The following is a 13551-nucleotide window of genomic DNA, read 5'->3' on the forward strand; positions in this document are numbered from 1 at the left end:
CACCCGCCGTGCGCCCTCCCGCCCCCCGCCCCGCTCCCCGCTCCCCGCCCCGGGCCGAAATCGATCACCTTGGCCGGATCCTCCGCCGACCCGCTGTCCGGAACGCCGGATTCAGCACCCTCGACCCACCGGATCTCCGCCATTGCCGACCCTCCGGGCCACGGCGCGCAACGGCCGTCCGCGGCCGCCCGCGGGACACGTCGCCGTGGCCGTGCGTCGTGCGGGGACATCGGCGGACACACCCCGTGACGGTGTCGTCACACCGCCTTCACACTACGCACGCTTCCGGCCGCCCGGCGATCGGGCCGTGCCGGATGGGGCAGACGGGCCCGGCGCGGCTCTCGTAGCCTCCCGGGCCATGCGACGCACTCACACCAGACACTTAGGTCTCGCCGCCGTGTTCGCCCTCTTCATCGCCCTGTTCGGGCTCGCCCCGGCCGCGAGCGCGGACCCGAACCCGGCCGACGTCACGTTCACGAGTGACAGCGCGACGGTCCAGCCGGGCGGCACCGTGCACCTGTCGATGACGCTCACCAACAACAAGACGTACGACGTGCTGTTCGTGTACCAGACGATCGACCCGACCTGGCTGACCACCCAGCGGCCGGACCTGAAGTACAGCTTCACCGACTGCGCGCTGGCCACGGCGGCCGGGAGCACGCCCTGCACCGGGACCGGGCCCACCAACCTGGGCACCGACTACGGGGCCACCGTTCCGCCCGGACAGAGCCGGACCGTCACGCTGACGCTCCAGATCGCCGCGGACTCCGGCTGCAACGGCAACGTCGGCTTCTACTCGTACTTCTACGCCGAGTTCAGTGACGGCACGAACACCAGCGGCGGACCGGTCTACACGCCGGAGACCCGCGTGCTCTGCGCCTCCTGACCCTCCCTCAGTTTCGACCCGACGGCCGGCCGCGCGGATCCCGCGGCCGGCCGTTCGCCATCCCTCACCGATCCTTCGGCCGACGGTTCACCGCGCGGCGATCGGTACCCGCCTCGATCCGGCCGCCCGGCCGACACCGATCCGTACCCATACCGGCCTTTCCTGGCCGAATTCGATCAATGGCGCACACGCGACACGTGGTCCAGACCACTGGCACGAACACGGAACCGGGCGGGGCGTCCGCAACCGGCCTCCACCTGCGGGCAACCGGCGCACCGGGCACCCGGCACGACACCTCCCGCGTCGCGCCCGACACTTCCCCCTCAGTCTCTCTGACGTCATTCAGCGCCTATTGGATACGTGCGCTTTTCCGTCATGTTTCGCAGCACGCACACAAATGCCACACAGGAGCCCCACTATGTCTCACGACTGATGCGGGGCGACCGGGCCTGAGGGGGGCAGCGGGTTCCGCACGGGGGTGTCGGTCCGCTGCGGAGCGGTGCCCACCACACGTCCTGGGGGAGGGACTTCACCGCATGAAGCGGAGCATTCGCACGGCCCTGTCCGCGATCGGCGCGCTGATCGTGTCGCTGGGCCTGCCGGCCGGCACGGCGCACGCCGACGACGTCGCGCCGCGCATCGACTTACGCGTCCTGGTCGTCAGCGACGGAGGGCCTGCAACCCAGGCCATCGCCGCCGAACTCCAGTCGGACGGAACCCCGTTCACGGAGGTCGACCTCACGCAGTCGGGGCGGCCGACGATCGACGCGGCCTTCCTGTCGGACACCGTGGACGGGCGGCCACGCGCCAGGTTCCAGGCGGTGGTCCTGCCCAACGACAACCCGTTCGCGTCCGGTTCGGCCGAGATGACGGCCCTCGCGACCTACGAGCAGACGTACTCGATCCCGCAGGTCGACGCCTACACCTACGCGCGTCCAGAAGCGGGTCTGTCGTACCCGACGAGCGGGTACTCCGGCAGCCTGGACGGCGTGACGGCGTCGGTGACGGCGGCCGGCAAGTCGGGCCCGTTCGGCTACCTGGACGGAAATGTGCCGTTCGAGGACAACTCCACGAGTGTCGCGGAGAGTTACGGCTATCTGTCGACGCCGGCCGCCGGCGCCGACTTCACCACCTACGTCGACGCGCCCATACCCGGCGGCTCCGGCCGCGGCTCACTGGTGGGCGAGTACAAGCACGACGGGCGCCGCGAGCTCGTCGTCACCTTCGTCTACAACCAGTACCAGGAGCAGTTCCGGCTGCTGTCGCGCGGCATCGTCGAATGGATGACCGGCGGCGTGCACCTGGGCGCCTCGCGCAACTACTTCGCCGTCCACGTGGACGACGTCTTCCTCTCCGACGACCGCTGGAACAGCCAGCTCAACTGCACCCCCGGTGACATCGACTGCACCACGAGCGGCGGCACCGAGAGCACCGTGCGCATGACCGCGGACGACGCCGACTACGCGGTGGCGTGGGAGCAGCGGCAGAACTTCACCCTCGACCTCGCGTTCAACGGCGGCGGCAGCGTCGACGAGCGCGAGGACAACGACGGCACGGACCAGCTCGCGGACAAACTGATCGCGGACAAGAACCAGTTCCGCTGGATCAACCACACCTACACGCACCCGTTCCTCGGCTGCGTGCAGAACACCACCGTGGTGCCGTGGGTCTGCCAGACCACCGCGTCGGGCGCCACGCAGTGGGTGAGCCAGAGCGACATCAACGGCGAGATCGCGAACAACAAGGCCTGGGCACAGACCAACGGGCTCACCCTGGACTCCTCCGAACTGGTCACCGGCGAGCACTCCGGCCTGAAGGTGCTGCCGCAGCAGACCGTGGACAACCCGAACCTCGCGCCCGCCCTCGCCGCGAACGGCGTCACCTGGCTCGCCTCGGACAACTCCCGTGAGTCCACGCAGCGTTCGGCGGGCTCGGCGCTGACCGTGCCGCGCTACCCGATGAACGTGTACTACAACGCCGGGCGCCAGGCGGACGAGGTCGACGAGTACAACTGGATCTACACCAGCCGGGCGCAGGGCGGCAGCGGACTGTGCGAGGACAACCCCGCCACCACCACCTGCCTGTCGGCACCGCTGTCCACGTCCACCGGCTACAGCGACTACATCGTGCCGCTGGAGACCCGGATCGACCTCGGTCACGTGCTGTCCAACGACCCCCGTCCGCACTACATCCACCAGTCCAACCTCGCCGAGGACCGCATCGCCTACCCGGTCCTGGACGGCGTACTGGACGGATACGCGGCCCTGTTCGCGGACGACACCCCCGTGGTGAACCTGAGAATGAAGGACATCGGCGTCGAGCTCCAGCGCCGCGCCGCCTGGCAGTCCGCGGTGGCCGCCGGGCAGGTCACCGCCTACCGCATCGGTGACACGGTGACCGTCCAGGCGCCGTCCGGCCTCGCGGTGACCGCGACCGCGCCGAGCGGGACCACGCAGGGCACCGGGTCCTTCGGCTCGGCGTACGCGGGCGCCGTGTCCGGCTGGACCACCCCGTCCGCGGGGACCCTGACCCTGGCCCTGCCCTCGTCGACGGCCTCCGTCACCGCGGTCCAGCCCGCCTCGACGGCCGCCGCGAAGGCCGCCGCACGGAAGACGGCGCCCCGCACCCGGGTGCCCGCCGGGACCACCCGCAAGGTGGCGTACTCCCCGCACCGCTGACAGCCGCACGCCCAAGGGTTCCGGCCGCGCGATCCGCGGCCGGAACCGCCAGGCCCACCTCAGACCACGGCGGAGCCCATCCATGCACGTTCATCACGGCGCGCGACGCCCCGGCTCAACGCGCGTCACCCTGCTCACCGAAGGAACGTATCCCCACAGCCACGGCGGCGTGAGCGTGTGGTGCGACCAGATCGTCACGGGGATGCCCGACATCGACTTCGACGTCGTCGCGGTCACCGGGACCGGCCGCGAACCGATCGTGTGGGATCTGCCCGCGCAGGTCTCGAAGGTCGTCACCGCGCCCATGTGGGGCCCCGCCCCCGACGGCGAACCGCCCAGGGGCCGCGCCGAGCGCCGGCTGGCCGGGGCCTACGAACGGTTCGTCACCGCGCTGCTCGACCCGTGCGCGGAGGACGGGTTCGCGCCCGCCCTCTCCGCGCTCGCGGCGGCCGCGGCGGACGGGCGGCTCAGCCCGTTCCTGCGCGGCGACCGCGCCCTCGCCGTCCTCACCGGCGTGTGGAACCGGCCCGGCATGGTGGTGCGCGAGTCCCGGCCCACCCTGCACGACGCGCTCACCGCGACCACCCTCCTGGAACACGCGCTGCGCCCGCTGGCCGCGCCGCCGCCCGAGGACGGCGTGGCGCACGCGGTCAGCGGCGGCGTCGCCGTGCTGCCGGGCCTGACCGCGCTCGAACGGCACGGCGTGCCCCTGTTGTTGACCGAGCACGGCGTCTATCTGCGCGAGCGGTACCTCGGCTATCGCACGGCGCCCTACCGCTGGCCCGTGAAGGCGGTCGTCCTCGGGTTCTTCCGGCTGCTGGCCGAGGAGACCTACCGGCGCGCCGCGCTGATCACGCCCGGCAACCGCTACAACCGGGTCTGGGAGGAACGCGGCGGGGCCGACCCGGCGCTCATCCGCACCGTCTACAACGGCGTGGACCCGGCCGCGTTCCCGCCCGCCGGACCCGAGCCCGAGGGCCCGGTGCTCAGCTGGGCGGGCCGGGTCGACCCGATCAAGGACCTGGAGACGCTGATCCGGGCCTTCGCCCTGGTCCGCGAGCAACTGCCGGGCGCCAGGCTGCGGTTGTTCGGCGGCACCCCGCGCGGCGGCGAGGCCTACCGCGAGCGGTGCGAGGCGCTGGCGGCCGGCCTCGGGGCTGGGGACGCGGTCACCTTCGAGGGCCGCGTCGACGACATCAAGGACGCCTACGCGGCCGGGAACGTCGTGATGCTCTCCAGCATCAGCGAGGGCTTCCCGTTCACCCTGATCGAGGCCATGTCGTGCGGGCGGGCGACCGTCTCCACCGACGTCGGCGGGGTGCGCGAGGCGGTCGGCGACAGCGGACTGGTCGTACCGCCGCGTGATCCGGCCGCGATGGCCGCGGCCGCCCTGGAGCTGCTCGCGGATCCCGCGCGGCGCCGGGCCATGGGCGAGGCGGCGCGGCTGCGGGTGATCGAGCAGTTCACCCTGCGGCAGACCGTGGACGCGTTCCGGGCCATCTATCTCGACCTGTCGCTGCGCGGTCCCGCCCTTCCGGTGCGCCGTCCGCCGGTGGCGGTCGTCGAGGCGGAGCCCGCGACCGTGGCCCTGAGGAGCGTGGCGGGGTGAGCGGGCCCATGGCACTGCAACCGCCGGGCGGCGAGGGGGACTCCACGCTGTCCCTGCGGCTGGCCGACGACCGCACGCTCGCGTTGCGCACGGTCGGCGACGAGACGCTCGCGCTGCGGCTGCCCGGCGGCCGGGGCGCGGAGGTGGACCGGCTCGCCGCCGACCTCGCCGACCGCGTCGGACCCGCCGTGCACCCCTACGAGGTGGCGGCGTTACTGGAGTCCGAGGGGCTGACCGTGGAGGTGATCCAGGAACGGTACGGGCATCCGGACCTGTTCTCGCTCGCCTCCGCCCTGTACGAACGGGTGCCGCGCACCTTCCCGGAGCCGGCCCGCCCCGCCGACGCGTGGCGCCCGGACCATGTGCGCTGCCTGCTGCGCGGCGTGCTGTTCGCGCTGCCCGGACTCGCCTATCTGCTGGCCGGGCGGCTGTGGCACGCGGAGCGGAGCGCGGACACGCTGGTCGCGGCCGGGCTCGTCTCCTGGGCGTGGGGCCAGGGCCTCGGCCATCGCACCTATCTGCGGATGGCCGCCGGGCGCCGCGAGGCGGGCCGCACCCTGCTGGTGGGCGCGCCGCTCGGGGCGTGCCTGGCGACGGCGGCCGGCGCGGCGCTCGCCCACGAGCCCGGCGCGGTGCTGTTCGCCGCGGGCCAGTCGCTCTATCTCGCGGCCGCGGGCGTCCTGTTGGTGCTGGGCCGGGAGTGGCTGCTGCTGGCCGCGCTCGGCCCGGTCGCGGCCGGGGCGGCGGCCCTCACGGTCACCGAGCCCGGGGACACGCTGCGGGCGGCCCTGCCGCTCGGGTCGCTGCTCGCCGCGGTCGCCCTGGCGGGCTGGGTGCTGAGGACCGCCCTGTCGGCGCCCCCCGCGCCCGGCGCCGTCTCCCCCGCGGTGCGGCGCTCGCTGCCGTACGGCCTGTTCGGGCTGGCCGCCGGGGTGCTCGTGCTGCTGGAGGCGCGGCAGCATCCGTGGGCGGTGATCGCGCTGACGCTCAGCATGGGACCCGCCGAGTGGCTGCTGTACCGCTTCCGCGGACTGTCGGTGTCGGCCCTGCGGGCGACCGCGACACCGCGTGCCTTCCGTGGGCGCACCGCCGCGGTCCTCGCCCTGTGTCTCGCCCTGTATCTCGCGCCGCTGCTGCCCGCGGCGCTGCTCACCGGCGCCCCGCCGGCCCCGCTGCTGCTGCTCGCGGCCACGCTCTGGACGGCGCTGCTGCTCCAGGCGTTCGGGGTGGCCTGGCCACCCGCGGCGCTGTGCGTCCTGGCCGCGGCCTCGGCGGTCGCGCTCACCGTCCTTCGTCCACCGCCGGGACCACTGGCGCTCTCGCTGTGCTGCGGCGCCGCCGCGGCCGCCCTCGCGGGATGCGCGCTGCGCTCGCTCGGGCGGCCCGCCGCGCACGCCTGAGCGTCCACGACCGAACGGCGCCACCCGCCGAACCGGCGGGACCAGCACGTCATCCTGTCCCACTCACCGCACAACCGACTGGAAGGACCAGCGAGTTGACCTGCGCACCGCTCGCCGCCGTCACCGGGGCCGAGGGCTTCATCGGCTCCCACCTCACCGAGGCACTGGTGGCCTCCGGACATCGCGTGAGGGCCATGGCCCAGTACAACTCCTTCTCCTCGTACGGCTGGCTGGAGACCCTGCCGAAGGACACCCTCGACCAGGTGGAGATCGTCCTCGGCGACGTCCGCGACCCCGGCTCGGTCCGGGCGCTCGCCGAGGGCGCCGACTGCGTCTACCACCTGGCCGCGCTCATCGCGATCCCGTACTCCTACCAGGCGCCGCACAGTTACGTGGACACCAACGTCACCGGCACGCTCAACGTGCTGGAGGCGGTGCGCGCGCTGGGCACGCCACGGCTCGTGCACACGTCCACGAGCGAGACGTACGGCACCGCGCGGACGGTCCCGATCACCGAGGACCACCCCATCAACACCCAGTCGCCGTACGCCGCTTCGAAGGCGGGCGGGGACCGGCTCGCGGACAGCTACCACGCGAGCTTCGAGACGCCGGTGGTGACGCTGCGGCCGTTCAACACGTTCGGGCCGCGGCAGTCGATGCGGGCGGTCATCCCGAGCGTGATCGGGCAGCTCGCGGCCGGCGCCGACACGCTGACCCTCGGCGATCTGCGGCCCACCCGCGACTTCACCTTCGTCAAGGACACCGCGCAGGCGTTCCTCGCGGTCGGCACCGCGCCGGCCGAGCGGGTGGTCGGGCGGACCTTCAACGCCGGTACCGGCGGCGAGATCTCCGTCGGCGACCTGGTCGCGCTGATCGGCAAGGTGATGGGCGCCGACGTCGACGTGCGCGAGGACGCCCGGCGCATCCGGCCCGCCAAGTCGGAGGTGATGCGGCTGGTCGCGGACGCGACCCGGCTGCGCGCGGCCACCGGCTGGGCGCCCGCGCACGACCTGGAGCAAGGGCTCGCCGCCACCGTGGAGTTCTTCCGCGACCCGGCCAACCTGGCCCGCTACAAGACCGACATCTACAACATCTGATCCCGCCCGGCACGACACACATCCCACACGAGGAGGACACCCGTGCACGCAGTGATCCTGGCGGGAGGCAAGGGCGTACGGCTGCGGCCCTACACGACCGCGCTGCCCAAGCCCCTGGTACCGATCGGCGACCAGCACGCGATCCTGGAGATCGTGCTGCGCCAGCTCGCCACGTCCGGCTTCACCAGCTGCACCATCGCGATCGGGCACCTGGGCGAGATCATCCGCGCCTACGTCGGCGACGGCGACCGGTGGGGCCTGCACGTCGACTACGCCACCGAGGACAGCCCGCTCGGCACCATGGGCCCGCTGCTGACCATGCGGGAGCGGCTGCCCGAGACGTTCCTCGTCATGAACGGCGACGTGCTCACCGACCTCGACTTCGGTGACGTCCTCGCCCGGCACCGCGACTCCGGGGCCCCGCTGACCATCGCCACGTACGCCCGCAAGGTCCACATCGACTTCGGCGTGCTGACCACCGACGACAGCCGGGTGGTCGCCTTCACCGAGAAGCCCAGCATGGACTACCGCGTGTCCATGGGCGTCTACGGCCTCTCGCGCGACACCCTCGACGGCTACACTCCCGGACTGCCGCTCGGCTTCGACGAGTTGGTGCTGGACCTGCTCAAGTCGGACTGCCCGCCGCACGCGTACGACTTCGACGGGTACTGGCTCGACATAGGCCGGCCGGACGACTACGACCGGGCGAACGCGGAGTTCACCACCCGCAAGTCGCTGCTGCTCAAGGGAGCCTGACCGTCGTCATGCGCATTCTCGTCGTGGGTTCGACCGGCTATCTGGGCGGGCATGTCGCCGAGCGCGTGCGGGTCCGGTCCGGGGTACGGCTGCTCACCGGGGGCCGGTCGCGGGCCGCGGACGTGCCCGTCGATCTCGTGTCCGGCGACCCCGGCGCGCTCGCGGACGCGCTGCGGGCCGCGGCGCCCGACGCGGTCGTCAACTGCGCGGGCGCCGTGGGCGGCGACCCGGCCGTGCTGCACGCGGTCAACGCCGCCGGCCCGGCCGCCCTGTGCGAGGCGCTGCGCAAGGCGGCGCCGGACGCGCGACTGGTCCACCTCGGCTCCGCCGCCGAGTACGGGCCGGGCGTCGCCGGCACCCGGGTGCCGGAGTCCACGCCCGTCCGGCCGGCGTCGCCGTACGGCGGGTCGAAGGCGGCGGGCACGGTGGCCGTCACCTGTTCGGGGCTGGACGCGGTGGTGCTGCGGGTCGGCAACCCGGTCGGGCCGGGCGCCCCGGCCACCGGGCTGCCGGGCCGGGTCGCCGCGCTGCTCACGGAGGCGGGCGGGCACCCCGGCGCGGTGATCCGGCTGGGCGACCTGTCGGCGTACCGCGACTTCGTCGACGTACGGGACGCCGCGGAGGCGGCCGTCCTCGCGGCGACGGCGACGGGCCCGCTGCCGCCGGTGGTGAACATCGGCGGCGGCGGGGCGGTGCGGGTGCGCGACCTGGTGCACACGCTGGCCCGGATCGCCGGTTTCCGGGGCCGGATCGAGGAGGACGCGGACGGCTCGGCCCGCTCGGGCGAGGTGTCCTGGCAGTGCTCGGACATCACGACCGCGCGGGACGTCCTCGGCTGGTGGCCGACCCTGTCCCTGGAGGACTCCCTGACCGCGCTGTGGGCCGCGGGCGGACATCGGGACCTCGGCGGGCCGCCCGACGGCGGCGGGCCGCGGTGAGCGTACTGGTCCCGCTCTATGTGCACCCGGCCGAGGACCCGGCCGCCTGGCACCGGCTGATCCGCTGTGCCCGGCAGACGTACGCCGTCGTGCTCAACCCGGCGAGCGGACCCGGGCGGCGGCCCGACCCGGCGTTCGCCGCGGCGGCCGCGGCCGTGCGGGCGGCGGGCGGCCGCGTGCTCGGCTACGTCGACACGGCCTATGGCGAGCGGCCCGCGGCCGAGGTCGCCGACGACGTCTCCCGCCATCTGGACTGGTACGGCGCCGACGGCTGCTTCCTCGACCAGATGACCGCCTCTCCGCCCGAACTGCCCGCGTGCAGACGGCTGGTGAAGCGGGTTCGACGGCTCGGAGCGGCACCGGTGGTGCTGAACCCGGGCGTGTACCCGGCCCCCGGCTACCTCCGCACGGCCGACCTCGTCGTCACCTTCGAGGGCTCCTGGTCGACGTACGTGTCGGCCTTCAGCAGCCCGCCCTGGACGGCACGCTTCCCCCCGGAGCGGATCTGCCACCTCGTCTACGGGGTCCCCGCCCCGCTCGTCCCCCTGGCGATCCGCACGGCCCGGCAGCGGGGGGCGGCGGTCCACGGGCCGGTCACGGGCGAACTCCCCAACCCCTGGAAGGAGTTGACCCCGGCGTTGACGGAGGAGGCCACCGAGATCGCGGGCGGCGCGGGCCAGGGGGACGGCAGGGAGGGGCAGCGGAGGTAGGAAGCCGGGTCAGCGGGCTTCCCAGCCGGGGTGCCAGGTGCCCGGGGCGTCCGGGTGGGGGCCGGTGGTGGTGAGGTGGTCGCGCAGGACCGGCAGGGCGGGGTGGGTGTTGTCCGCGTGCCACAGCAGCGAGTGCGGGTAGACCGGCGTCGGGTCGCGCAGCGGGATGCGCCGCAGGTCGTACGCCGCGGGCCACAGCAGGTGGGTGCCCTCGCCGACGAACGTCGCGAGGTCCGCGGAGTCGGCGACCGCGTCCAGCAGCGGCTCGGTGCCGAAGTGCGGGCCGACGACGTCGATGGTCAGGCCGAACGCGGCCGCCAGCTCGTCGTAGAACGCGGCCCACTCCGTGCCCGCCGCGTTGCCCGGCATCCAGATCCGCCGCCCCGCGAGCGCGGCCGGGGCGAGCGAACGGGACGCGGCGAGGGGATGCGCCGGACCGGTCAGCAGTTGTACGGGCTCGTCCTGGACGCGGACCGCGCGGATCCCCTCGGGCAGCCGGTCCGCGGGCACGGTGACCGCCCGGAACGAGGCGTCGACGGTGCCCGCGCCCACCGCCACGAGCGCTGCCTCGGCGTCGAAGAGGGTCACGACGTCCAGCTCGACGTCCGGGTGGGCCCGGTGGAAGTCCCGCAGCAGCGCCGCCGGGGCGAGCCGGCGGCCGATGACGTCCACGCGCAGCGCGCGCCGCCCCGGCCGCACCGAGGCGAGGGCGCGCTCCTCGGCCTCCAGCAGGGCGCGGGCGTACGGCAGGAACGCCTGGCCGTCGACGGTGAGCCGGGCGCCGCGCGGGGTGCGGGTGAGCAGCCGTACGCCCAGGTCCTTCTCCAGGGCGGCGACCCTCTTGGAGACGGCCTGCTGGGTGACGGCGAGGACGGCGGCGGCCTCCTGGAAGCGGCCGGAGTCGGCGACGGCGACGAAGGTACGGACGGCGTCGAGGTGCACGGGGACAGCCTAGGACCTCGGCGGAGCGTCTCCGGGCTCCGGGTACAACCGGTGGTTGTGGAACGGCGGCCCGGTCGTTGTTTGCGCTCGGGTCGCCGGATGGCTTGGATGGCGCGGTCGAGGTGAGGCTGTGGGACAGGAGGGTCGGGCGTGCGGAGTGCGGGGGCCGAGGCGCCGCTGGGGCGGCGGTTCGGATGGCTGTGGGCGGCGTTCGCGGTCAGCACGTTCGGTACCTGGCTGGCGTTCGACGCGTTCCCGCTGATCGCGATCCGCGTGCTGCACGCGGGCTCCACCCAGGTCTCGCTGCTGTCCGCGGCGGGGCTCGCGGTCGCCGCGCTCGTCGCGGTGCCGCTCGGCCCGTGGGTGGAGTTCCGCCGCAAGCGGCCGGTGATGATCGCCATGGACCTGGTCCGCTGCGCGGCGCTGCTGACGGTGCCGCTCGCGTACTGGCTGGGCGCGCTCTCCCTGGGCTGGCTGCTGGCCGTGTCCGTGCTGGTCGCCGCCGCCGACATCGCGTTCACCTCGGCGAGCGGCGCATGTCTCAAGGACCTCGTGCCGCGCTCCGGGCTGCTGAGCGCCAACGCCCGCTTCGAGTCCACGTCCTGGAGCGCCACCATCTTGGGGCCGCCGCTGGGCGGGTTCGCGCTCGGGGTCCTCGGGCCGGTGGTGACCGTCGCCGCGAACGCCGTGAGCTTTCTGCTGTCCGCCGTGGGCATCCGGGCCATGGGCGGCACCGAGGCCCGGCCCGAGCGCGGCGGCGGTGCCGCCCGGTTCACGGCCGGCGACCTCGCGGCCGGCTGGCGCCACATCCTCACCCATCCGGTCCTGCGTCCCCTGTTCTTCAACGCCGCCCTGAACAACGGCCTGATCATGGCGGGCTCGCCGCTCCTCGCCGTCCTCATGCTCGGCCGGCTCGGGTTCTCGCCCTGGCAGTACGGCCTCGCGTTCGCGCTGCCGAGCCTCGGCGGACTGGTCGGCTCGCGGCTGTCCCGCCCGCTGACCGCCCGCTACGGGCAGCGCAGGGTGCTGCTCACCGCCGGGACCCTGCGCGCCTGCTGGCCGGTCGGGCTGGCCTTCGTCGGGCCCGGATGGAGCGGGCTCGCGCTCGTCATGGGCGTGGAGTTCGGCCTGATCACCTGCTGCGCCGTGTTCAACCCGGTCCTCGCGACCTACAAGCTGGAGCACACCGGCACCGACCGCGTCGCCCGCACCCTCACCGCGTGGTCGATCTCCACCAAGACGAGCATCGCCTGTCTGACCGCCCTGTGGGGGCTGCTGGCCGGTCTCGTCGGCACCCGCCCCGCGCTGGCCGCCGCGGGCCTCGCGCTGCTCGCGACCCCGCTGCTGCTGCCCCGCGGTGACCGTGCGCAGCAGGCGCAGGCACGCCCGGTGGCCAGCGAGGCGTGACGGCGGACGGCCGCGCCGGGACTCCCCCGCGGCGGGGCGTCGATCCGTTCCGCCCAGGTGCGGCACGCGCCGGTGGTGGCGCATTCTTGCTGTGTCAGCCACCCGGTGGCGCACGGACGAGGTAGGACCTGATGAAAGGGAGCGGGGAGCAAGGGGGAGGGACGCCCGGACGGCTGGCCGCGCTGCTGGCCGAGACCACCACGCAGGTGCTCGGCACGGCGGGCGGCCGCGCCGCGGGCATCTACCTGCGCTCCTCCACCTCCGGCGTGCTCCGCCTGGCCACCCTCTCGGGACTTCCCGGAGCCCTGTTCCGGCCCTGGTGGCGGCTGCACGTGGACCGGCCCTTCCCGGCCGCCGACGCCTACCGCCTCGGCGTGCAGGTGGCGCTGCCCGACGCGACCGAGACCATGCGCCGCTACCCGCAGTTCGCCGCCGGTCTGCCCTTCCCGTTCGGCTCCATGTACGCGCCGGTCCCGGGCCGCTCGGAGATGTACGGCGTCCTGGTCCTGCTGCACCCCGCCACCTCCGACACCACCGGCGACGCGCCCGAGGGCGACCGCCTGGCGCTGCTGGCCGAGGACCTCGGCGCGGATCTGCGCGCGCTCGCGGCCGGTGACGACTCCACGATCGTCTGGGACACCGAGCCGCTCGGCGTGCGCCCGCCCGCGCTGCGCCCGCACCGGGCCCGCGTGGGGCGGTTCACCTGGGACCCGGTGACGTCCACGATCACCGCCGACGCGCGGCTGCGGGCCCTGCTGGGAGCGCCGTTCACCGAGGCCGCGGAAGCGGCCGGCGCCCCGGCCGGAAGCACCCCGCCCAGCCCGCCCGAGCCCGAGCCCGAGCCCGCGCCCGCGCCCACCCCCGCCACCGCCGACGCCCTCGCCCTCGCCATGGCCCCGGGAGACGCCCACCGGGTGCTCGCCGCCCTGCGGGACACCGCCGGCCGAAGACCACCCGCGCGCCCCCTGGCGGTCCACGGCGCGGACGGGTCCCCGCTGCTGCTGGAGCTGTGGGCCGAGACGCCCGCCCCCGGCGAACGCGGGGCGGACCGGCCCGCCCACGCCCCGCCCACGGAACCTCCCCAGGTCCCGGCCCACGGACCTCCCCACGGCCCGCCCCACCGGACCC

At 74.3% G+C, this 13551-nt stretch carries 10 protein-coding genes and 1 pseudogene; 10 read left to right on the forward strand and 1 reads right to left on the reverse strand.

The window, feature by feature from the left end:
• The first annotated feature begins 358 nt into the window (after positions 1–358).
• The 8 genes from WN71_RS38780 (at position 359) to WN71_RS38815 (ending at position 10074) form a co-directional block, all read left to right on the forward strand.
• On the forward strand, positions 359–886 hold the full coding sequence (locus tag WN71_RS38780) for a hypothetical protein (RefSeq protein ID WP_046590003.1): 528 nt from the start codon (positions 359–361) through the stop codon (positions 884–886).
• Positions 887–1422: 536 nt separating this feature from the next.
• The gene (locus WN71_RS38785; protein WP_046590004.1) at positions 1423–3564 is read left to right on the forward strand and encodes a hypothetical protein; all 2142 of its coding nucleotides are present in this window, start codon (positions 1423–1425) and stop codon (positions 3562–3564) included.
• An 82-nt stretch (positions 3565–3646) separates the two neighbouring features.
• A complete protein-coding gene (pelF, locus tag WN71_RS38790; protein ID WP_046590005.1) occupies positions 3647–5173 on the forward strand; it encodes a GT4 family glycosyltransferase PelF in 1527 nt (508 codons plus the stop codon).
• Positions 5174–5181: 8 nt separating this feature from the next.
• Entirely contained in the window at positions 5182–6573 is a 1392-nt protein-coding gene (locus WN71_RS38795) for a hypothetical protein (protein ID WP_240529918.1), read from the forward strand.
• A 95-nt stretch (positions 6574–6668) separates the two neighbouring features.
• A complete protein-coding gene (locus WN71_RS38800; RefSeq protein WP_046590009.1) occupies positions 6669–7670 on the forward strand; it encodes an SDR family NAD(P)-dependent oxidoreductase in 1002 nt (333 codons plus the stop codon).
• Between the two features lie 42 nt (positions 7671–7712).
• Positions 7713–8426 (forward strand): nucleotidyltransferase family protein, encoded by a 714-nt coding sequence (locus WN71_RS38805; RefSeq protein WP_046590012.1) that lies wholly within the window; start codon positions 7713–7715, stop codon positions 8424–8426.
• Positions 8427–8434: 8 nt separating this feature from the next.
• A complete protein-coding gene (locus tag WN71_RS38810) occupies positions 8435–9364 on the forward strand; it encodes an NAD-dependent epimerase/dehydratase family protein (RefSeq protein WP_046590014.1) in 930 nt (309 codons plus the stop codon).
• Positions 9361–10074 (forward strand): spherulation-specific family 4 protein, encoded by a 714-nt coding sequence (locus WN71_RS38815; protein WP_046590016.1) that lies wholly within the window; start codon positions 9361–9363, stop codon positions 10072–10074. The genes WN71_RS38810 and WN71_RS38815 overlap by 4 nt, the downstream gene beginning before the upstream one ends.
• A 9-nt stretch (positions 10075–10083) precedes the next feature.
• On the opposite strand, the gene WN71_RS38820 is transcribed toward WN71_RS38815, so the two are convergent.
• Positions 10084–11016: a LysR family transcriptional regulator gene (locus WN71_RS38820; RefSeq protein ID WP_046590019.1), complete on the reverse strand. Its 933-nt coding sequence runs from the start codon at positions 11014–11016 to the stop codon at positions 10084–10086.
• A gap of 150 nt (positions 11017–11166) precedes the next feature.
• On the opposite strand from WN71_RS38820, the gene WN71_RS38825 reads away from it, so the two are divergent.
• Both WN71_RS38825 and WN71_RS42425 read left to right on the forward strand, forming a co-directional pair.
• Complete coding sequence (locus WN71_RS38825; protein WP_046590020.1) at positions 11167–12423, forward strand: MFS transporter; 1257 nt, start codon at positions 11167–11169, stop codon at positions 12421–12423.
• A 131-nt stretch (positions 12424–12554) separates the two neighbouring features.
• Positions 12555–13551, forward strand: a pseudogene (locus tag WN71_RS42425) (hypothetical protein); the annotation flags it as partial.

Origin of the sequence: Streptomyces mangrovisoli, from assembly GCF_000974985.2 — a bacterium.
Taxonomy (GTDB): domain Bacteria; phylum Actinomycetota; class Actinomycetes; order Streptomycetales; family Streptomycetaceae; genus Streptomyces; species Streptomyces mangrovisoli.

Bases quoted from the DNA above. Each gene is read 5' to 3' on its own strand.
- WN71_RS38780 (WP_046590003.1), top strand. From the start codon at position 359: ATGCGACGCACTCACACCAGACACTTAGGTCTCGCCGCCGTGTTCGCC.
- WN71_RS38785 (WP_046590004.1), top strand. From the start codon at position 1,423: ATGAAGCGGAGCATTCGCACGGCCCTGTCCGCGATCGGCGCGCTGATC.
- pelF (WP_046590005.1), top strand. From the start codon at position 3,647: ATGCACGTTCATCACGGCGCGCGACGCCCCGGCTCAACGCGCGTCACC.
- WN71_RS38795 (WP_240529918.1), top strand. From the start codon at position 5,182: ATGGCACTGCAACCGCCGGGCGGCGAGGGGGACTCCACGCTGTCCCTG.
- WN71_RS38810 (WP_046590014.1), top strand. From the start codon at position 8,435: ATGCGCATTCTCGTCGTGGGTTCGACCGGCTATCTGGGCGGGCATGTC.